The organism is Streptomyces sp. NPDC057565 (genome assembly GCF_042801455.1).
Classification (GTDB): Bacteria; Actinomycetota; Actinomycetes; order Streptomycetales; family Streptomycetaceae; genus Streptomyces; species Streptomyces yanii.
Genome location: NZ_JBHVFU010000015.1, coordinates 52965 through 72769 on the forward strand (window position 1 = coordinate 52965; position 19805 = coordinate 72769).

The 19805-nt window shown below is 68.8% G+C and carries 16 protein-coding genes; 1 reads left to right on the forward strand and 15 read right to left on the reverse strand.

Translation table 11 applies throughout. The features are described 5' to 3' along the window. Positions 1–8: 8 nt before the first annotated feature. From recQ to ACFU8W_RS25380, 15 genes are all read right to left on the reverse strand, one after another. Positions 9–2006 carry a DNA helicase RecQ gene (recQ, locus tag ACFU8W_RS25310; protein WP_384041302.1) on the reverse strand — a complete coding sequence of 666 codons (1998 nt, stop codon included), beginning with the start codon at positions 2004–2006 and terminating at the stop codon, positions 9–11. 204 nt (positions 2007–2210) lie between these two features. Then, a complete protein-coding gene (gene nuoN, locus ACFU8W_RS25315) occupies positions 2211–3875 on the reverse strand; it encodes an NADH-quinone oxidoreductase subunit NuoN (RefSeq protein WP_384041305.1) in 1665 nt (554 codons plus the stop codon). Further along, entirely contained in the window at positions 3872–5443 is a 1572-nt protein-coding gene (locus ACFU8W_RS25320) for an NADH-quinone oxidoreductase subunit M (protein ID WP_384041308.1), read from the reverse strand. Before ACFU8W_RS25320 ends, nuoN begins: the two co-directional genes overlap by 4 nt. 5 nt (positions 5444–5448) lie before the next feature. Further along, a complete protein-coding gene (nuoL, locus tag ACFU8W_RS25325; protein ID WP_345514890.1) occupies positions 5449–7344 on the reverse strand; it encodes an NADH-quinone oxidoreductase subunit L in 1896 nt (631 codons plus the stop codon). Positions 7345–7358: 14 nt separating this feature from the next. Continuing rightward, on the reverse strand, positions 7359–7658 hold the full coding sequence (nuoK, locus tag ACFU8W_RS25330; protein WP_037693122.1) for an NADH-quinone oxidoreductase subunit NuoK: 300 nt from the start codon (positions 7656–7658) through the stop codon (positions 7359–7361). Then, positions 7655–8482, reverse strand: coding sequence for an NADH-quinone oxidoreductase subunit J (locus ACFU8W_RS25335; RefSeq protein ID WP_266982719.1), 828 nt, complete (start codon positions 8480–8482; stop codon positions 7655–7657). The genes nuoK and ACFU8W_RS25335 overlap by 4 nt, the downstream gene beginning before the upstream one ends. Further along, positions 8479–9078 carry an NADH-quinone oxidoreductase subunit NuoI gene (nuoI, locus tag ACFU8W_RS25340; RefSeq protein ID WP_384041313.1) on the reverse strand — a complete coding sequence of 200 codons (600 nt, stop codon included), beginning with the start codon at positions 9076–9078 and terminating at the stop codon, positions 8479–8481. Before nuoI ends, ACFU8W_RS25335 begins: the two co-directional genes overlap by 4 nt. Next, positions 9071–10489: an NADH-quinone oxidoreductase subunit NuoH gene (gene nuoH / locus ACFU8W_RS25345; RefSeq protein ID WP_384041316.1), complete on the reverse strand. Its 1419-nt coding sequence runs from the start codon at positions 10487–10489 to the stop codon at positions 9071–9073. Before nuoH ends, nuoI begins: the two co-directional genes overlap by 8 nt. Next, positions 10486–12993, reverse strand: coding sequence for an NADH-quinone oxidoreductase subunit G (locus ACFU8W_RS25350; RefSeq protein WP_384041320.1), 2508 nt, complete (start codon positions 12991–12993; stop codon positions 10486–10488). Before ACFU8W_RS25350 ends, nuoH begins: the two co-directional genes overlap by 4 nt. Beyond that, positions 12990–14372: an NADH-quinone oxidoreductase subunit NuoF gene (nuoF, locus tag ACFU8W_RS25355; RefSeq protein WP_384041323.1), complete on the reverse strand. Its 1383-nt coding sequence runs from the start codon at positions 14370–14372 to the stop codon at positions 12990–12992. The genes ACFU8W_RS25350 and nuoF overlap by 4 nt, the downstream gene beginning before the upstream one ends. Then, positions 14369–15145 carry an NADH-quinone oxidoreductase subunit NuoE gene (gene nuoE / locus ACFU8W_RS25360; RefSeq protein ID WP_345515346.1) on the reverse strand — a complete coding sequence of 259 codons (777 nt, stop codon included), beginning with the start codon at positions 15143–15145 and terminating at the stop codon, positions 14369–14371. The genes nuoF and nuoE overlap by 4 nt, the downstream gene beginning before the upstream one ends. 29 nt (positions 15146–15174) lie before the next feature. Then, positions 15175–16497, reverse strand: a complete 1323-nt coding sequence (locus ACFU8W_RS25365) for an NADH-quinone oxidoreductase subunit D (RefSeq protein WP_345514884.1) — start codon at positions 16495–16497, stop codon at positions 15175–15177. Continuing rightward, entirely contained in the window at positions 16497–17207 is a 711-nt protein-coding gene (locus tag ACFU8W_RS25370) for an NADH-quinone oxidoreductase subunit C (RefSeq protein ID WP_384041327.1), read from the reverse strand. Before ACFU8W_RS25370 ends, ACFU8W_RS25365 begins: the two co-directional genes overlap by 1 nt. Further along, complete coding sequence (locus ACFU8W_RS25375) at positions 17204–17758, reverse strand: NADH-quinone oxidoreductase subunit B family protein (protein ID WP_030926341.1); 555 nt, start codon at positions 17756–17758, stop codon at positions 17204–17206. Before ACFU8W_RS25375 ends, ACFU8W_RS25370 begins: the two co-directional genes overlap by 4 nt. A gap of 18 nt (positions 17759–17776) precedes the next feature. Next, complete coding sequence (locus tag ACFU8W_RS25380) at positions 17777–18136, reverse strand: NADH-quinone oxidoreductase subunit A (RefSeq protein ID WP_003992243.1); 360 nt, start codon at positions 18134–18136, stop codon at positions 17777–17779. Between the two features lie 795 nt (positions 18137–18931). On the opposite strand from ACFU8W_RS25380, the gene ACFU8W_RS25385 reads away from it, so the two are divergent. Continuing rightward, positions 18932–19741, forward strand: a complete 810-nt coding sequence (locus ACFU8W_RS25385) for a C40 family peptidase (protein WP_345514881.1) — start codon at positions 18932–18934, stop codon at positions 19739–19741. Positions 19742–19805: the final 64 nt, after the last annotated feature.

A 19805-nucleotide genomic window follows, 5' to 3' on the forward strand; every position in this document is an offset into this window, starting at 1 on the left:
CCCGGCGCTCACTCGTACTCGGGTGGTTCCTCGTCCCAGCCGAACTCCGGGTCCGCGTCCGGGGCCACCGGCGGTCCCGGAACGTGGTGCGGGACCGGTGCGGGTCCCGGGTCCGGCGCCTCGGGCCCTGCGTCCCCGAACGACCCCAGCACCTCCAGCACACCTTCGCCGTACGTCGCCAGCTTCTTCTCCCCCAGGCCGCCGATGCCGCCCAGCTCGCCCAGGGAAGCCGGCCGCACCGTCGCGATCTCGCGCAGCGTCGCGTCGTGGAAGATGACGTACGCCGGGACGCCCTGCTCCTTCGCCCGGACGCCACGCCAGGCCCGCAGCGCCTCGAAGACCGGTACGGCCTCCGGGGCCAGTTCGGCGACGGCCGCCGAGGTCTTCGCCTTGCGTTCGCCCTTCGAGGAGCGCGACGCGGGCTTCGCCGCCTCCTTGCGCAGCCGTACCTCGCGCTCGCGGCCGAGCACCGAGCCGCTGTCCTCCGTCAGCACCAGCGTGCCGTACTCGCCCTCGACCTCCAGCAGGCCCTGGGCCAGCAACTGCCGGACCACGCCCCGCCATTCCGCCTCGGACAGCTCCTCGCCGATACCGAAGACCGACAGCTGGTCGTGGTCGAACTGGATGACCTTCGCGGTCTTGCGGCCCAGCAGGATGTCGACTATCTGGCCGGCGCCGAACTTCTGGCCGCGCTCCCGCTTCAGCCGGACCACGGTGGACAGCAGCTTCTGCGCGGCCACCGTGCCGTCCCAGGTCTCGGGCGGGGTGAGGCAGGTGTCGCAGTTGCCGCAGGCCGCGGTCTGCGGCTCCTGGCCGAAGTATGTGAGCAGCCGGGCGCGCCGGCAGTCGGCGGTCTCGCACAGGGCGAGCATCGCGTCGAGGTGGGCGGCCGCGCGGCGGCGGAACGCCTCGTCGCCCTCGCCGCCCTGGATCAGCTTGCGCTGCTGGACGACGTCCTGGAGGCCGTACGCCATCCAGGCCGTGGACGGCAGCCCGTCACGGCCCGCGCGGCCGGTCTCCTGGTAGTAGCCCTCGACCGACTTCGGCAGGTCGAGGTGGGCGACGAACCGTACGTCCGGCTTGTCGATTCCCATGCCGAACGCGATCGTCGCCACGACGACCAGACCGTCCTCGCGCAGGAACCGTGCCTGATGGCGCGCACGCGTCCCGGCGTCCAGACCCGCGTGGTACGGAACCGCCTCGATGCCGTTGCGGCAGAGATACTCGGCGGTCTTCTCCGTCGAATTGCGCGACAGGCAGTAGACGATGCCGACGTCCCCGGCGTGCTCCTCCTTCAGGAAGGAGAGCAGCTGCTTCTTCGGGTCGGCCTTCGGCACGATCCGGTACTGGATGTTGGGCCGGTCGAAGCTGGCGACGAAGTGCTTCGCGTCGGGCATGCCCAGACGCTGGGTGATCTCCTGGTGTGTGGCGTTCGTCGCCGTGGCCGTCAGGGCGATCCGGGGCACGTCGGGCCAGCGCTCGCCGAGCACGGACAGGGCCAGATAGTCCGGCCGGAAGTCGTGGCCCCACTGGGCGACGCAGTGCGCCTCGTCGATGGCGAAGACGGAGATCTTTCCGCGGGCGAGCAGCTGGAGGGTGGAGTCCAGACGGAGCCGCTCCGGCGCCAGGTACAGCAGGTCGAGCTCGCCGGCGAGGAATTCCGCCTCCGTGACCCGACGCTCGTCGAAGTCCTGCGTGGAGTTGATGAACCCGGCGCGCACACCGAGCGCCCGCAGCGCGTCGACCTGGTCCTGCATGAGCGCGATCAGCGGTGAGACGACGACGCCCGTACCTGGTCTGACCAGGGCCGGGATCTGGTAGCAGAGGGACTTTCCGCCACCTGTGGGCATGAGGACGACGGCGTCACCGCCCGCCACCACATGGTCGACGACCGCTTCCTGTTCGCCGCGGAACGTCTCGTACCCGAACACCCGGTGCAGCGTCTGCTGCGCTTCGCTCTCGGCGCTCTCGGTCACATCCACCATGGTCCCGCCCGTCCCGCTCATCGCTCTGTCCCCCGGGGTCCGTCCCGTTCTGTTCTGCGCCGTCCCCTGCCACGATAAGCGCCGCCGGTGACAATGCCCGCCACGCTTGACAAGCCCGCGCTGTCTGCCGCTCCCGGAAAGCCGATCGCCGGGCAGGCTCGGAATGGAGCCCGCCCGGCGATCGGGAGCGGAACGGCAACCGGGACACCGGTCGGCCGCTCCGCGTCACCTCACGAACACTCCCGCCTGGCTCGCCAGGTCGAGGAAGTACTGCGGGGCCAGGCCCAGCACCAGCGTGACGGCGACACCGACCGCGATCGTCGTCATCGTCAGCGGGGACGGGACGGCGACCGTCGGGCCGTCCGCCTTCGGCTCACTGAAGAACATGAGCACGATGACCCGGATGTAGAAGAACGCGGCAATGGCGGACGCGATCACACCGATCACGACCAGGCCGCCCGCGCCGCCCTCCGCCGCCGCCTTGAAGACCGCGAACTTTCCGGCGAAGCCGGAGGTCAGCGGGATACCGGCGAAGGCCAGCAGATACACCGCGAAGACTGCGGCGACCAGGGGCGAGCGCCGTCCGAGCCCCGCCCACTTCGACAGGTGGGTCGCCTCGCCGCCCGCGTCGCGCACCAGCGTGACGACGGCGAACGCGCCGACCGTCACGAAGGAGTACGCACCCAGGTAGAAGAGCACCGAGGAGATGCCGCTGGGGGTCGTCGCGATGACACCGGCGAGGATGAATCCGGCGTGCGCGATGGACGAGTAGGCCAGCAGCCGCTTGATGTCGGTCTGGGTGATGGCGACGACCGCACCGCCCAGCATCGTGACGATCGCGACGGCCCACAGGACCGGCCGCCAGTCCCAGCTGAGGCCCGGCAGCACCACGTACAGCAGGCGCAGCAGCGCACCGAACGCGGCGACCTTCGTGGCCGCGGCCATGAAGCCGGTGACCGGGGTCGGGGCGCCTTGGTAGACGTCCGGGGTCCACATGTGGAACGGGACGGCGCCGACCTTGAAGAGCAGCCCGGTCAGGATCATCGCGCCGCCGATCAGCAGCAGCACGTCGTTGCCCATGGTGGCGGCGAGCGCCGGGTCGATCTGGGTGACGGAGCCGTCGACCACGTTGGCGATGGCCGCGTACGAGACGGAGCCCGCGTACCCGTACAGCAGGGCGATCCCGAAGAGCAGGAACGCCGACGAGAAGGCGCCGAGCAGGAAGTACTTCACCGCCGCCTCCTGCGACATCAGCCGCTTGCGGCGGGCGACGGCGCACAGCAGGTAGAGCGGGAGGGAGAAGACTTCCAGGGCCACGAAGAGCGTCAGCAGATCGTTGGCCGCCGGGAAGACCAGCATGCCCGCCACCGAGAAGAGGAGCAGCGGGAAGACCTCGGTGGTGGTGAAGCCCGCCTTGACCGCGGCCTGCTCGCTCTCGCTGCCGGGCACCGAGGCGGCCTGTGCGGCGAACGAGTCGACGCGGTTGCCGTGCGCCACGGGGTCGAGCCGCCGCTCGGCGAAGGTGAAGACGGCGACCAGCGACGTCAGCAGGATGGTGCCCTGCAGGAACAGGGCGGGTCCGTCGACGGCGATGGCACCCATCGCGGCGATGTGCGCCTTCGTCGTGCCGTACCCCCCGGCCGCGAGGCCGATGACCGCGGCGAACGCGGCGGCGAGGGCGACGACGGTCAGGAAGACCTGGGTGTAGTAGCGCGCCCGGCGCGGCACGAAGGCCTCGACGAGTACGCCGACGACGGCGACACCGATCACGATGAGGACCGGGGTCAGCTGGGCGTACTCGATGACCGGCGCCTTGAACTTCTCGTCCGGGGCGGCCGCTGTCACCCCGCCCGCCATTGTCCACAGGCTGTGGACAGCTGTTGCGCTCACTTGGCGGCCTCCACCTCAGGCTGGGGGTCCTTCTTGTGTACGTCCGACATGGTGTGCTGCACCGCCGGGTTGACGATCTCCGTGAGCGGCTTCGGATAGACGCCCAGGAAGATCAGGAGCGCGACGAGCGGGAGAACCACCACCAGCTCCCGGACCTTCAGGTCGGCCATGCCCTGCACCTCGGCCTTCACCGGGCCCGTCATCGTCCGCTGGTAGAGGACGAGGACATAGAGCGCGGCGAGCACGATACCGGTGGTGGCGATGATGCCGGCCGCCGGATATGCGCTGAACGTGCCGACCAGGACGAGGAATTCGCTGACGAACGGGGAGAGGCCGGGGAGCGACAGAGTAGCGAGCCCGCCGATCAGGAACGTGCCGGCCAGGACCGGCGCCACCTTCTGCACCCCGCCGTAGTCGGCGATGAGCCTCGAACCGCGCCGGGTGATCAGGAAGCCCGCCACCAGCATCAGCGCGGCCGTCGAGATCCCGTGGTTGACCATGTAGAGCGTGGCGCCCGACTGGCCCTGGCTGGTCATCGCGAAGATGCCCAGGATGATGAAGCCGAAGTGCGAGATCGACGCGTAGGCGATCAGGCGCTTGATGTCGCGCTGGCCGACGGCGAGCAGCGCACCGTACACGATGCTGATCAGCGCGAGGACCAGGATCACCGGCGTCGCCCACTTGCTGGCATCGGGGAACAGCTGGAGGCAGAAGCGGAGCATCGCGAAGGTGCCGACCTTGTCGACGACCGCGGTGATCAGGACGGCGACCGGGGAGGTCGCCTCGCCCATGGCGTTGGGCAGCCAGGTGTGCAGCGGCCAGAGCGGGGCCTTCACCGCGAAGGCGAAGAAGAACCCGAGGAACAGCCAGCGTTCGGTGCCGGTCGCCATGGAGAGCGAGCCGTTGGCACGGGCCTCGGCGATCTCGGAGAGCGAGAAGGTGCCCGCGACGACGTACAGGCCGATGACGGCGGCCAGCATGATGAGCCCGCCGGCCAGGTTGTAGAGGAGGAACTTGACCGCGGCGTACGAACGTTGCGCCGCGGCGTTCTCGTCGCTGCCGGAGTGCGCCCGGTCCCCGAAGCCGCCGATGAGGAAGTACATCGGGATGAGCATGGCTTCGAAGAGGATGTAGAAGAGGAAGACGTCGGTGGCCTCGAAGGAGAGGATCACCATCGCTTCGACCATCAGGATCAGGGCGAAGAAGCCCTGGGTGGGACGCCAGCGCGAGGACTTCGTCTCCAGGGGATCGGCGTCGTGCCAGCCGGCCAGGATGACGAACGGGATCAGCAGGGCGGTGAGCGCCAGGAGCGCCACCCCGATGCCGTCCACACCCAGTTCGTACCGGACGCCGAAGTCCTTGATCCAGGCGTGCGATTCGGTGAGCTGGTAGCGGGCGCCGCCGGGCTCGAAGCGGGCGAGCACGATGCCCGCCAGCACGAGGGTGGCCAGCGAGAAGAGCAGCGCCAGCCATTTGGCCGCGGTGCGCCGGGCGGCCGGGACGGCGGCGGTGGCGATCGCGCCGATCGCCGGGAGCACCGCCGTCGCTGTCAGGAGGGGAAAGGACATGGTGATCAGACCGCCCTCATCAGCAGGGTCGCGGCGATGACGACCGCCGTACCGCCGAACATCGAGACCGCGTAGGAGCGGGCGTAGCCGTTCTGCAGCTTGCGCAGCCGGCCGGAGAGCCCGCCCATCGTTGCAGCCGTGCCGTTGACCACACCGTCGACCAGCGTGTGGTCGACGTACACCAGGGAGCGGGTGAGGTGCTCGCCGCCGCGGACCAGGACCACGTGGTTGAAGTCGTCCTGGAGGAGATCGCGGCGGGCGGCCCGGGTGAGCAGCGAGCCGCGCGGGGCGACGACCGGGACGGGTCCGCGGCCGTACATCGCCCAGGCGATGGCGACGCCGATGACGAGCACCACCATGGTGGCGGCGGTGACCGTCATGGCGCTGACGGGAGAGTCTCCGTGGCTGTGTCCGGTGACCGGCTCCAGCCAGTTCAGGAAGCGGTCACCGATGGAGAAGAACCCTCCGGCGAAGACCGAACCGAACGCGAGGACGATCATGGGGATGGTCATCGACTTCGGGGACTCGTGCGGGTGCGGATCGTGCCCCTCGGCGTCGGGTTGCCAGCGCTTCTCGCCGAAGAACGTCAGCAGCATCACGCGCGTCATGTAGAACGCGGTGATCGCGGCGCCCAGCAGCGTCACGGCGCCGAGGATCCAGCCCTCGGTGCCGCCCTTGGCGAACGCCGCCTCGATGATCTTGTCCTTGGAGAAGAACCCGGACAGGCCGGGGAAACCGATGATCGCCAGGTAGCCGAGGCCGAAGGTGATGAAGGTGACCGGCATGTACCTGCGCAGGCCGCCGAACTTCCGCATGTCGACCTCGTCGTTCATGCCGTGCATGACCGAACCTGCGCCGAGGAAGAGCCCGGCCTTGAAGAAGCCGTGCGTCACCAGGTGCATGATCGCGAAGACATAGCCGATCGGGCCGAGCCCGGCGGCCAGGATCATGTAGCCGATCTGCGACATCGTCGACCCGGCGAGGGCCTTCTTGATGTCGTCCTTCGCGCAACCGACGATCGCACCGAAGAGCAGCGTGACCCCACCGACGACCACGACGACCAGCTGCGCGTCCGGGGCGGCGTTGAAGATCGCGCCCGAGCGGACGATCAGGTAGACGCCCGCGGTCACCATGGTGGCGGCGTGGATGAGGGCCGAGACCGGGGTCGGGCCCTCCATCGCGTCACCGAGCCAGGACTGCAGCGGCACCTGGGCCGACTTGCCGCAGGCGGCGAGCAGCAGCATCAGGCCGATCGCCGTCAGCTTGCCCTCGCTCGTCTCCCCGGTCGAGGCCAGGACGGGGCCGAAGGCGAAGGTGCCGAATGTGGTGAACATCAGCATGATCGCGATCGACAGGCCCATGTCGCCGACCCGGTTGACCAGGAACGCCTTCTTGGCGGCGGTGGCCGCGCTGGGCTTGTGCTGCCAGAAGCCGATCAGCAGGTACGACGCCAGACCGACGCCCTCCCACCCGACGTACAGCAGCAGGTAGTTGTCCGCGATGACCAGCAGGAGCATCGCGGCGAGGAACAGGTTCAGATAGCCGAAGAATCGGCGCCGGCGCTCGTCGTGCTCCATGTAGCCGATCGAGTAGATGTGGATCAGGGTGCCCACACCGGTGATCAGCAGCACGAACGTCATCGACAGCTGGTCGAGCTGGAAGGCCACATCGGCCCGGAAACCCTCGACCGGGATCCAGCTGAACAGGTACTGGTGCAGAGCCCGTTGGTCGGCGCCCTTCCCCAGCATGTCCACGAAGAGCACCGCACCGACGACGAACGACGCGGCGGCGAGCAGCGTGCCGATCCAGTGTCCGAAGCGGTCCAGCCGTCGACCGCCGCAGAGCAGCACGGCCGCTCCGAGCAGGGGCGCCGCGACGAGCAGCGCAATGAGGTTGTCCACGATTCAGCGTCCCCTTACAGCTTCATCAGGCTGGCGTCGTCGACCGAGGCCGAGTGGCGGGAACGGAACAGCGACACGATGATCGCGAGCCCGACCACGACCTCGGCGGCGGCGACGACCATCGTGAAGAAGGCGATGATCTGGCCGTCGAGGTTGCCGTGCATCCGGGAGAAGGTGACGAACGCGAGGTTGCAGGCGTTGAGCATCAGCTCCACGCACATGAACACCACGATCGCGTTCCGCCTGATCAGCACCCCGGACGCGCCGATGGTGAACAACAGGGCGGAGAGATAGAGGTAGTTGACCGGATTCACTTGGTGACCTCCTCTTCGTCCTGGTCACGGCCGAGCCGCTCCTCGGAGCGCTGCTCCAGCGCCTTGAGGTCGGCCAGCGACTCGTTCGACACGTCGCGGATCTGGCCGCGCTGCCGCAGTGTCTGCATGACGGTGAGCTCGGACGCGGTGCCGTCGGGGAGCAGACCGGCGATGTCCACGGCGTTGTGCCGGGCGTAGACACCCGGGGCGGGCAGCGGCGGCAGGTGCTTGCCGCGTACGCGCTCCTGCGACATCTCCCGCTGGGTCTTGGCCCGTTCGGTGCGCTCCCGGTGGGTGAGCACCATCGCGCCGACCGTCGCCGTGATCAGCAGGGCGCCGGTGATCTCGAAGGCGAAGACGTACTTGGTGAAGATGAGGCTGGCCAGCCCCTCGACGTTTCCGCCGTGCGCGGCGTTCGCGGTGCCGAGTCCGTTGAAGCTGTTCAGCGAGGCGTTGCCGATGCCCGCGATCAGCAGGACGCCGAAGCCGAGCCCGCATCCCGCGGCCAGCCAGCGCTGGCCCTTGAGGGTCTCCTTCAGCGAGTCCGCCGCCGTGACGCCGACGAGCATGACCACGAAGAGGAACAGCATCATGATCGCGCCGGTGTAGACGACGATCTGGACGACGCCGAGGAAGTAGGCGCCGTTGGCCAGGTAGAACACCGCCAGGACGATCATGGTCCCGGCGAGGCTCAGCGCGCTGTGCACGGCTTTCTTCATCAGCACGGTGGACAGCGCGCCGATCACGGCGACCGTGCCGAGCACCCAGAACTGGAAGGCCTCGCCGGTCGATGTGGTGGAGGCCGCTGCGGCCAGGCCGGTCATGCGTCCACCTCCTCGTCCTTGGACTCCCCCTTGGAGACCGCGACCTGACGCTCCGTGCCGGGCGCCGCCTCGGTGACCAGCCCCCGGTAGTAGTCCTGCTCGTCCATGCCCGGGAAGATCGCGTGCGGAGTGTCGACCATGCCCTCCTCCAGGCCCGCGAGCAGCTCGTCCTTGGTGTAGATGAGGCTCTCGCGGGTGGTGTTGGCGAGCTCGAACTCATTGGTCATCGTGAGCGCCCGGGTCGGGCACGCCTCGATGCACAGTCCGCAGAGAATGCAGCGCGCGTAGTTGATCTGGTAGACGCGGCCGTAGCGCTCACCCGGGGAGTAGCGCTCCTCGTCGGTGTTGTCCGCGCCCTCCACATAGATGGCATCAGCGGGACAGGCCCAGGCGCACAGCTCGCAGCCGACGCACTTCTCCAGGCCGTCCGGGTGACGGTTGAGCTGGTGCCTGCCGTGGAAGCGCGGCGCCGTCACCTTCTGCTGTTCGGGGTACTGCTCGGTCAGCCGCTTCTTGAACATGGCCTTGAAGGTCACGCCGAAGCCGGCCACAGGATTCTGGAACTTGTCCCCAGTGGACTCCGATGGCTCAGACACCGTCAGCCTCCTTTCCGTCACTCGGACTCCCACCAATCTGACTGCCGTCACTCTGAGTATCCAGCCCGCCACTGACAACGAGCTCCCGCTCGTGCCGTGGCCTGCGGCGCGGTACCGGCGGCAGGGTCTGTCCGGGCAGCGGCGGCACCGGGAATCCGCCCGCCATCGGGTCGAACTCCGGCCGGGGTCCGGCTTCCGTCCCGGCCGCCTTGGCCGAGCGGTCCCGGAAGATGTCGACGACGAAGGAGATCAGCAGGATCGCGATCACGGCCCCGGCCACGTACAGCACGATCTTCGAGAAGTCGTAGCCCTCGTTGCGCAGCGCCCGCACGGTCGCGACCAGCATCAGCCAGACCACGGAGACCGGGATCAGAACCTTCCAGCCGAGCTTCATCAGCTGGTCGTAGCGGACGCGGGGCAGCGTGCCGCGCAGCCAGATGAAGAAGAACAGCAGCAGCTGGACCTTGAGGACGAACCAGAGCATCGGCCACCAGCCGTGGTTCGCGCCCTCCCAGAAGGTGCTGATCGGCCACGGGGCCCGCCAGCCGCCCAGGAACAGCGTCGTGGAGACGGCGGAGACGGTGACCATGTTGACGTACTCGGCGAGCATGAACATCGCGAACTTGATCGACGAGTACTCGGTGTTGAAGCCGCCGACGAGGTCGCCCTCGGACTCCGGCATGTCGAACGGGGCGCGGTTGGTCTCACCGACCATGGTGACGATGTAGATGATGAACGAGACCGGCAGCAGGATGATGAACCAGCGGTCCTGCTGCGCCTCCACGATCTTCGAGGTCGACATCGACCCGGAGTAGAGGAAGACGGAGGCGAACGCGGCGCCCATCGCGATCTCGTACGAGATCATCTGCGCGCAGGAGCGCAATCCGCCGAGCAGCGGGTACGTCGATCCGGAGGACCAGCCGGCCAGCACGATGCCGTAGATCCCGACCGACGCGACCGCGAGGACGTAGAGCATCGCGATCGGCAGGTCGGTGAGCTGCATCGCCGTACGGTGGCCGAAGATCGAGACCTCGTTGCCGGACGGCCCGAACGGGATCACGGCGATCGCCATGAACGCCGGTACGGCGGCGACGATCGGCGCGAGGACATAGACGACCTTGTCCGCCCGCTTGACGATGACGTCTTCCTTCAGCATCAGCTTGATGCCGTCGGCGAGCGACTGGAGCATGCCCCAGGGGCCGTGCCGGTTGGGGCCGATGCGCAGCTGCATCCAGGCGACGACCTTGCGCTCCCACACGATGGAGAAGAGCACGGTCACCATCAGGAACGCGAAGCAGAACACCGCCTTGATGACGACGAGCCACCAGGGGTCGGTGCCGAACATCGACAGATCCTCGGCGGCGAGTACGGCACGGTCGGGCGCCGAGGCCAGTTGAGCGAGGGCAGTCACGCTCGCACCTCCGGTGTGACGTCGGGAGTACCCGGTGCGGCGGGGCCGATCCGGACCAGACCGCCGGGGTGGGCGCCGGTGTCGGCCGGTACGCCCCGCCCGACGGAGTTCAGCGGCACCCAGACCACCCGGTCCGGCATGTCGGTGACCTGCAGCGGGAGTTCGACGCTGCCGGACGGTCCGGTGACGGCCAGCAGATCGCCGTCCTTCACACCCGTCTCGGCGGCGGTGACGGCGGAGAGCCGGGCGACCGCCGCGTGGCGGGTGCCGGCCAGCGCCGCGTCGCCCTCCTGGAGCCGCCCCTGGTCGAGCAGCAGCCGGTGGCCCGCGAGGACCGCCTCGCCGTCGCCGGGCCGGGGCAGCGGCTGCGCCGACTCGTGCGGGTCGGCGGCGCGCGTACCGGTCCAGCCGCCGAGCCGGTCCAGCTCACGGCGTACGGACCTCAGATCCGGCAGCGCGAAGTGGACGTCGAGCGCGTCGGCGAGCATGTGCAGCACCCGGGCATCGGTCGGCGCGAGTCTCCGCGTCATCTGCTCGGGCTTCAGCGCCGCCTCGAACATCCGGGCCCTGCCTTCCCAGTTGAGGAAGGTGCCGGGCTTCTCGGCCACCGCGGCGACCGGGAAGACGACGTCGGCCCGCTCGGTGATCTCGCTGGGCCTCAGCTCCAGCGAGACGAGGAAGCCGATCCGGTCCAGCGCCTCCAGGGCGCGGGCCGGGTCCGGCAGGTCGGCGGTCTCCACCCCGGCGACGAGCAGCGCGCCCAGTTCGCCGGTGGCGGCGGCCTCGACGATCTGGCCGGTGTCGCGGCCGAACCGGGAGGGGAGTTCGGCGACGCCCCATACGGCCGCCACCTCGTCCCTGGCACGCGGGTCGGTGGCCGGGCGGCCGCCGGGCAGCAGCGACGGGAGCGCGCCCGCCTCCACCGCACCGCGCTCGCCGGCCCGGCGCGGGATCCACACCAGGCGGGATCCGGTCGCGGTGGCCGCCCGTACCGCGGCGGTCAGCCCGCCCGGTACGCCGGCCAGACGTTCGCCCACCACGATCACGGCGCCCTCGCCGCGCAGCGCCTCGGCCGCCGCGGCTCCGTCGCCCTCGAGTCCGACGGCGCCCGCGATCGCGTCCAGCCACTCGGTCTCGGTGCCGGGCGCGGCGGGCAGCAGCGTGCCGCCCGCCTTCTCCAGACCGCGGGTGGCGTGCGAGGCGATGGCGAAGGTGCGCTGGCCGTGCTTGCGGTGGGCCTTGCGCAGCCGCAGGAAGACGCCGGGCGCCTCCTCCTCGGACTCGAAGCCGACCAGCAGGACGGTCGGAGCCTTCTCCAGCGAGGTGTAGGTGATCCCGCTGCCGTCCAGGTCGCGTCCGCGCCCGGCGACGCGGGCGGCCAGGAAGTCGGCCTCCTCGCTGCTGTGCACCCGGGCCCGGAAGTCGATGTCGTTCGTATCGAGGGCGATCCGGGCGAACTTGCTGTACGCGTAGGCGTCCTCGACGGTCAGCCGGCCGCCGGTGAGGACGCCGGTCCTGCCGCGTGCGGCGGCGAGCCCGGCGGCCGCGGCAGCCAGTGCCTCGGGCCAGCTCGCCGGTTCGAGGACACCGTCCGCGTTCCGTACCAGCGGCGTGGTGAGCCGGTCCCGCTGCTGCGCGTAGCGGAAGCCGAAGCGGCCCTTGTCGCAGACCCACTCCTCGTTGACCTCGGGGTCGTTGGCGGCGAGCCGCCGCATGACCTTGCCGCGCCGGTGATCGGTGCGGGTCGCGCAGCCGCCCGCGCAGTGTTCGCACACCGACGGCGACGACACCAGGTCGAAGGGGCGGGAGCGGAACCGGTACGCCGCCGAGGTGAGCGCGCCGACCGGGCAGATCTGGATGGTGTTGCCGGAGAAGTACGACTCGAACGGGTCGCCCTCGCCCGTGCCGACCTGCTGGAGCGCGCCGCGCTCGATCAGCTCGATCATCGGGTCGCCCGCCACCTGGTTGGAGAACCGGGTGCAGCGCGCGCAGAGCACACACCGCTCACGGTCCAGCAGCACCTGGGTGGAGATCGGAACGGGCTTCTCGTACGTCCGCTTCTTTCCGTCGAACCGGGAGTCCGGGTCGCCGTGCGACATCGCCTGGTTCTGCAGCGGGCACTCGCCGCCCTTGTCGCAGACCGGGCAGTCCAGCGGGTGGTTGATGAGCAGCAGCTCCATCACACCGCGCTGCGCCTTGTCGGCGACCGGCGAGGTGAGCTGCGACTTGACCACCATGCCGTCGGTGCACGTGATGGTGCAGGACGCCATCGGCTTGCGCTGGCCCTCGACCTCGACGATGCACTGGCGGCAGGCGCCGGCCGGGTCGAGGAGCGGGTGGTCGCAGAAGCGCGGGATCTCGATGCCGAGGAGTTCGGCGGCGCGGATGACCAGGGTGCCCTTGGGCACGCTGATCTCGATGCCGTCGATCGTCAGCGTGACAAGGTCCTCGGGCGGGACCGCCGCCTCGCCGCCCCCGGAGGGCGCACTTGTGGTGACTGTCATGCGTTCACCCCCTGGTGAGCGTTCTTGTCGTCGGCCCAGGCGGTCGACTTGGCGGGATCGAAGGGGCAGCCCCGGCCGGTGATGTGCCGCTCGTACTCCTCGCGGAAGTACTTCAGCGAGGAGAAGATCGGCGAGGCGGCGCCGTCGCCGAGGGCGCAGAAGGACTTGCCGTTGATGTTGTCGGCGATGTCGTTCAGCTTGTCGAGGTCGGCCATCTGTCCCTTGCCGGCCTCGATGTCGCGGAGCAACTGGACGAGCCAGTAGGTGCCTTCGCGGCATGGCGTGCACTTGCCGCAGGACTCATGGGCGTAGAACTCGGTCCAGCGGGTGACGGCCCGCACGACGCAGGTCGTCTCGTCGAAGCACTGGAGCGCCTTGGTGCCGAGCATGGAACCGGCGGCGCCGACGCCCTCGTAGTCGAGGGGCACATCGAGGTGCTCGTCGGTGAACATCGGGGTGGAGGAGCCGCCCGGGGTCCAGAACTTCAGCCGGTGGCCGGCGCGCATGCCGCCGCTCATGTCGAGCAGCTGGCGCAGCGTGATGCCGAGCGGGGCCTCGTACTGTCCGGGGCTGGCGACGTGGCCGCTGAGCGAGTACAGCGTGAAGCCCGGGGACTTCTCGCTGCCCATCGACTTGAACCACTCCTTGCCCTTGTTCAGGATCGCGGGAACCGAGGCGATGGACTCGACGTTGTTCACCACGGTGGGGCAGGCGTACAGACCGGCGACCGCGGGGAAGGGGGGCCGCAGCCGGGGCTGGCCGCGTCGCCCTTCGAGCGAGTCGAGCAGTGCGGTCTCCTCACCACAGATGTACGCGCCCGCGCCCGCGTGCACGGTGAGTTCCAGGTCGAGCCCCGAGCCCAGGATGCTCGTCCCGAGGTAGCCCGCTTCGTACGCCTCGCGCACGGCTTCGTGCAGGCGCCGCAGTACGGGGACGACTTCACCGCGCAGATAGATGAAGGCATGCGAGGAGCGGATCGCGTAGCAGGCGATCACGATGCCTTCGATGAGGCTGTGCGGGTTGGCGAAGAGGAGCGGGATGTCCTTGCAGGTCCCGGGCTCCGACTCGTCGGCGTTGACCACCAGGTAGTGCGGCTTGCCGTCGCCCTGCGGGATGAACTGCCACTTCATGCCGGTGGGGAAGCCCGCGCCGCCGCGGCCGCGCAGTCCGGAGTCCTTGACGTACGCGATGAGGTCGTCCGGGGACATGGCGAGGGCCTTGCGCAGCCCCTCGTAGCCGCCGTGCCGCTTGTAGGTGTCCAGGGTCCAGGACTCGGGCTCGTCCCAGAAGGCGGAGAGCACGGGTGAGAGCAGCTTCTCGAGGCTGGCCCCGCTGTTGTTGCCGCCCCCGTCGTTGATTTCGGCTGCCAACGTCATCACTCTCCCTCCTCTGCTGCGGGACCGGCCGGGTGGTCCGGGTCGGATGCGGAGGTCTGCTGCGGAGCGTCGTCGCGGGCCTGCTCGCCGCGCGGGGCGACGACCTTCGGGTGCGGTTCCTCGCCCTTCGCCAGCCGGAGGCCGACCAGCGAGGCGGGGCCCGCCCCGCCGGTCGCCTCGACGGCGCCGGGGCGCTGGTCGGGGAAGCCGGCCAGGATCCGCGCGGTCTCCTTGTACGAGCAGAGCGGGGCACCGCGGGTGGGCTCGACGGTGCGCCCGGCGATCAGGTCGTCGACGAGCTGCGTCGCGCTCTCGGGCGTCTGGTTGTCGAAGAACTCCCAGTTGACCATCACCACGGGTGCGAAGTCGCAGGCCGCGTTGCACTCGATGTGTTCGAGGGTGACCTTGCCGTCCTCGGTCGTCTCGTTGTTGCCGACGCCGAGATGCTGCTTCAGCCGGTCGAAGATGGCGTCGCCGCCCATCACCGCACACAGCGTGTTGGTGCAGACCCCCACCTGGTAGTCGCCGCTGGGCTTGCGCCGGTACATCGTGTAGAAGGTGGCGACCGCGGTGACCTCGGCGGTGGTGAGGCCGAGCAGCTCGGCGCAGAGCGCCATGCCCGTGCGGGAGACGTATCCCTCCTCTGACTGCACCAGGTGCAGCAGCGGCAGCAGCGCGGAGCGGCTGTCGGGGTAGCGGTCGATCACCTCCTTCGCGTCCGCTTCGAGCCTGGCACGCACCTCGGCCGGGTAGGCGGGGGCGGGGAGCTGCGGCATCCCCAGACTGACTTCCTGACGTGCTTCGGTCACCGGTCGACGCCTCCCATCACGGGGTCGATGGACGCGACGGCGACGATGACGTCGGCGACCTGGCCGCCCTCGCACATCGCCGCCATGGCCTGCAGATTGGTGAAGGACGGGTCGCGGAAGTGGACCCGGTAGGGGCGGGTTCCGCCGTCCGAGACGACATGCACGCCGAGCTCGCCCTTGGGCGATTCGACGGCGGTGTACGCCTGTCCGGCCGGGACTCTGAAGCCCTCGGTCACCAGCTTGAAGTGGTGGATCAGGGCCTCCATGGAGGTCCCCATGATCTTCTTGATGTGGTCGAGCGAGTTGCCGAGCCCGTCGGGTCCCAGCGCGAGCTGGGCGGGCCAGGCGATCTTCTTGTCGGCGACCATGACCGGTCCGGGGGCGAGCCGGTCGATGCACTGCTCGATGATCCGCAGCGACTGCCGCATCTCTTCCAGACGGATGAGGAAGCGGCCGTAGGCGTCGCAGCTGTCGGCGGTGGGGACATCGAATTCGTAGGTCTCGTAGCCGCAGTAGGGATCGGTCTTGCGCAGATCGTGCGGGAGTCCGGCGGAGCGCAGGATCGGGCCGGTGGCGCCGAGCGCCATGCAGCCGGTCAGGTCGAGATAGCCGACGTCCTGCATGCGGGCCTTGAAGATGGGGTTGCCGGTGGCGAGCTTGTCGTACTCCGGCAGGTTCTTCTTCATGGTCTTCACGAACTCGCGCAGCTGGTCGAGCGCGCCCGGCGGCAGGTCCTGGGCGAGTCCGCCGGGCCGGACGAACGCGTGATTCATCCTGAGCCCGGTGATCAGCTCGAACAGATCGAGAACGAGTTCACGATCACGGAACCCGTAGATCATGATCGTGGTGGCGCCGAGCTCCATGCCACCGGTGGCGATGCACACCAGGTGCGAGGAGATCCGGTTGAGCTCCATCAGGAGCACGCGCAGGACCGTCGCCCGGTCGGGGATCTGGTCCTCGATACCGAGGAGCTTCTCGACGCCCAGGCAGTACGCCGTCTCGTTGAAGAACGGCGTCAGGTAATCCATGCGCGTGACGAACGTGGTGCCCTGCGTCCAGTTCCGGAATTCGAGGTTCTTCTCGATGCCGGTGTGGAGGTAGCCGATGCCGCAGCGGGCCTCCGTGACGGTCTCGCCGTCGATCTCCAGGATCAGCCGCAGCACGCCGTGCGTGGACGGGTGCTGGGGACCCATGTTGACGATGATGCGCTCGTCGTCGGACTTGACCGCCGACTCGACGACCTCGTCCCAGTCGCCGCCGGTGACTGTATATACAGTCCCCTCGGTCGTGGCGCGAGGCGTTGCATGGGGAGTAGTCATCAGGAGTACGACCTCCGCTGGTCCGGAGCCGGGATCTGGGCGCCCTTGTACTCGACGGCGATGCCACCGAGCGGGTAGTCCTTGCGCTGCGGGAAGCCCTGCCAGTCGTCCGGCATCATGATCCGGGTGAGGGCCGGGTGCCCGTCGAAGATGAGCCCGAAGAAGTCGTAGGTCTCGCGCTCGTGCCAGTCGTTGGTCGGATAGACCGCGACGAGCGACGGGATGTGCGGGTCGCTGTCCGGGGCCGAGACCTCCAGCCGGATCAGCCGGCCGTGGGTGATCGACCGCAGATGGTAGACGGCGTGCAGTTCGCGGCCCTTGTCGCCGAGGAAGTGGACACCGCTCACCCCGGTACAGAGCTCGAAGCGCAGGGCCGGGTCGTCGCGCAGGGTTCGAGCCACGGTGAGCAGGTGCTCGCGGGCGATGTGGAAGGTGAGTTCACCGCGGTCGACGACGGTCTTCTCGATGGCGTTGTCGGGAAGCAGATCCTGCTCCTCCAGGGCCCCTTCGAGCTCGTCGGCCACCTCGTCGAACCAGCCGCCGTACGGCCGGGACGTGGCGCCCGGCAGCGTCACCGTGCGGACGAGACCGCCGTAGCCGGTGGTGTCGCCGCCGTTGTTGGCGCCGAACATGCCCTTGCGTACGCCGATGACCTCGCCGGTCTCGTCGCGCGGCGCGGGTACACCGTTGTTGTTCTGCTCGTCGCTCACCGCAGCAGCCCCTTCATCTCGATCAGGGGAAGCGCCTTGAGTGCCGCGTCCTCCGCCTCGCGGGCGGCCTCCTCCGCGTTGACCCCGAGCTTGGACCCCTGGATCTTCTGGTGGAGCTTGAGAATGGCGTCCATCAGCATCTCGGGGCGCGGCGGACAACCCGGCAAATAGATATCGACCGGGACAATGTGATCAACACCTTGCACAATGGCGTAATTGTTGAACATCCCACCCGATGATGCACAAACCCCCATGGAGATAACCCACTTGGGGTTCGGCATCTGGTCGTAGACCTGCCGCAGGACGGGCGCCATCTTCTGGCTGACCCGCCCCGCCACGATCATCAGATCCGCCTGCCGCGGCGATCCGCGGAAGACCTCCATCCCGAACCGGGCCAGGTCGTAGCGCCCGGCTCCGGTCGTCATCATCTCGATGGCGCAGCAGGCGAGACCGAACGTCGCGGGGAAGACGGAGGATTTCCGCACCCAGCCGGCGGCCTGCTCGACAGTGGTCAGCACGAAGCCGCTGGGCAGCTTCTCTTCGAGTCCCATGGTGTGCCCCTCAGCCCCTCAGTCCCATTCCAGGCCGCCGCGACGCCATACATACGCATAGGCGACGAAGACGGTGAGCACGAAGAGCAGCATCTCGACGAGCCCGAAGATCCCCAGGGCGTCGAACGTGACCGCCCAGGGATAGAGGAAGACGATCTCGATGTCGAAGACGATGAAGAGCATCGCCGTCAGGTAGTACTTGATGGGGAAGCGGCCGCCTCCGGCTGGAGTGGGGGTGGGTTCAATACCGCACTCGTACGCTTCGAGCTTTGCTCGGTTGTACCGCTTTGGGCCGATAAGCGTGGCCATGACCACGGAGAAGATCGCAAACCCTGCCCCGAGGGCGCCGAGCACGAGGATGGGCGCGTAGGCATTCACGCTCCTCGCTCCTTCCAGTCGTCCTTGACCGTTGGACCGCATCGGGCGACCGGCTCGCCACCTCACCAAGATCGTGCACATGTGAGGCAGTTCACAAGCCCGACTGCCCCGCATCCTATGCCTGCCGTCCTGTGATCTGCGACACGGGGTACTACACCGACTTTGTGATCTCCACCACCCGGCGAAGGATCATGAAGCCGGATGAGGAGTGATCTTCGTACGCAAAGCGGCCGCGCGATCACGAGACGTGACATCTGGTGTTGTTATTGCTGGTCAAGGCGATGCTCCTCTAACAATCAGACGCCTCGACTAGCAAATTGGCAATGGACGGCTGGGTGGTGATAAGAGGATCCGTCCCACTCCGGGTCACCCGCGCGAGGGGCTCGCGGGGAGCGATGTGGACGCGTGCACACATTCGCGATCTTCCGGATGAAACGCCGACCGCCGCGCCCGCCGCCGCGCCGCCCACCGCGCCGGCCACCCCGCCGTCGACGCCATCGCGCGCGCCGACCGCCCGTATGCCCACCACGCGACAGTCACGCTGTGACCTGCGTCACTCCGCAAGGCCTTCAATAAAAGCGGGCTTGGCCATCGGCGTGAACGGATGGTAAGCGACGGGCAATTCGGGCGAATTACTGAAAGCCCATGATCACAGCGGTGATCATGCATGCCCGGTTTGCCCGTTACGGCGTCAATAAAGGCTGCCAGAAAGCGGATTCACAGATTCCGAACGTAACTGTGTCGCAACACACGTTTCTTGAAGGGAACCCAGGGGCCCTGATAGCGCTAGTACTCATGTCCCACACCGCTCACATACCCAGCCACCGGAAGCCCCGTCGAAGCGCCCCGAGAACGGCGCTGAGGGCCGGAGTTGCCGGTGGCGTCCTCAGCACCATCGCGGTCGCAGCCGCTGCCGGTCCGGCCCAGGCCGAGCCGGTGACCCAGACCATCGAGATGCCCACCCTCACCTCCGGGCTCTCCACCTCCGTCGCCGCGTCCGCCGAGGCCACGCAGCAGGTCGCCCTGGACCTGGAGACGCAGGCCCACGAGGACGCCGCAGCCACCAGCGCGGCCAAGGCCGCCACGAAGGCCAAGGCCGAGGCGGTCCGCAAGGCGGAGGCCAAGAAGAAGGCAGAGGCGGCCGCCAAGGCCAAGGCGGAGGCCGCCCTGCGCGCCTCCCGCTCCGAGGCCCGCACGACGCTCAGCGCGTCCGGCTCCACCGCCGTGGCCCCCTCCTCGTCGAGCGCCACCGGCTCCGCCGCGTCCGTCATCGCGTTCGTCAAGGCGCAGGTCGGCGACGCATACGTGTCCGGCGGCACCGGCCCCAACTCCTGGGACTGCTCCGGCCTGGTCCAGGCCGCGTTCCGCACGGTGGGTGTCGACCTCCCGCGCGTCTCGCAGGCCCAGTCGACCGCCGGCACCCAGGTCTCGCTGAGCAACCTCCAGCCCGGCGACATCCTCTACTGGGGCGGCGCGGGCTCCGCGTACCACGTCGGCGTCTACGTGGGCGGCGGCCAGTTCGTCGGTGCGCAGAACTCCAGCACCGGTGTGGTGCAGCGCCCGCTGAGCTACGACCCGCCGTCGGGCGCGGTCCGCGTTCTCTGATTCACAAGCGCGCGAACACGGCGAAGGGCCGTCACTCCCCCGCTCGGGAGCGACGGCCCTTCGT

Bases quoted from the DNA above. Each gene is read 5' to 3' on its own strand.
- recQ (WP_384041302.1), bottom strand. From the start codon at position 2,006: ATGAGCGGGACGGGCGGGACCATGGTGGATGTGACCGAGAGCGCCGAG.
- ACFU8W_RS25320 (WP_384041308.1), bottom strand. From the start codon at position 5,443: ATGTCCTTTCCCCTCCTGACAGCGACGGCGGTGCTCCCGGCGATCGGC.
- ACFU8W_RS25335 (WP_266982719.1), bottom strand. From the start codon at position 8,482: ATGACCGGCCTGGCCGCAGCGGCCTCCACCACATCGACCGGCGAGGCC.
- ACFU8W_RS25350 (WP_384041320.1), bottom strand. From the start codon at position 12,993: ATGACAGTCACCACAAGTGCGCCCTCCGGGGGCGGCGAGGCGGCGGTC.
- nuoE (WP_345515346.1), bottom strand. From the start codon at position 15,145: ATGCCGCAGCTCCCCGCCCCCGCCTACCCGGCCGAGGTGCGTGCCAGG.
- ACFU8W_RS25365 (WP_345514884.1), bottom strand. From the start codon at position 16,497: ATGACTACTCCCCATGCAACGCCTCGCGCCACGACCGAGGGGACTGTA.
- ACFU8W_RS25375 (WP_030926341.1), bottom strand. From the start codon at position 17,758: ATGGGACTCGAAGAGAAGCTGCCCAGCGGCTTCGTGCTGACCACTGTC.
- ACFU8W_RS25385 (WP_345514881.1), top strand. From the start codon at position 18,932: ATGTCCCACACCGCTCACATACCCAGCCACCGGAAGCCCCGTCGAAGC.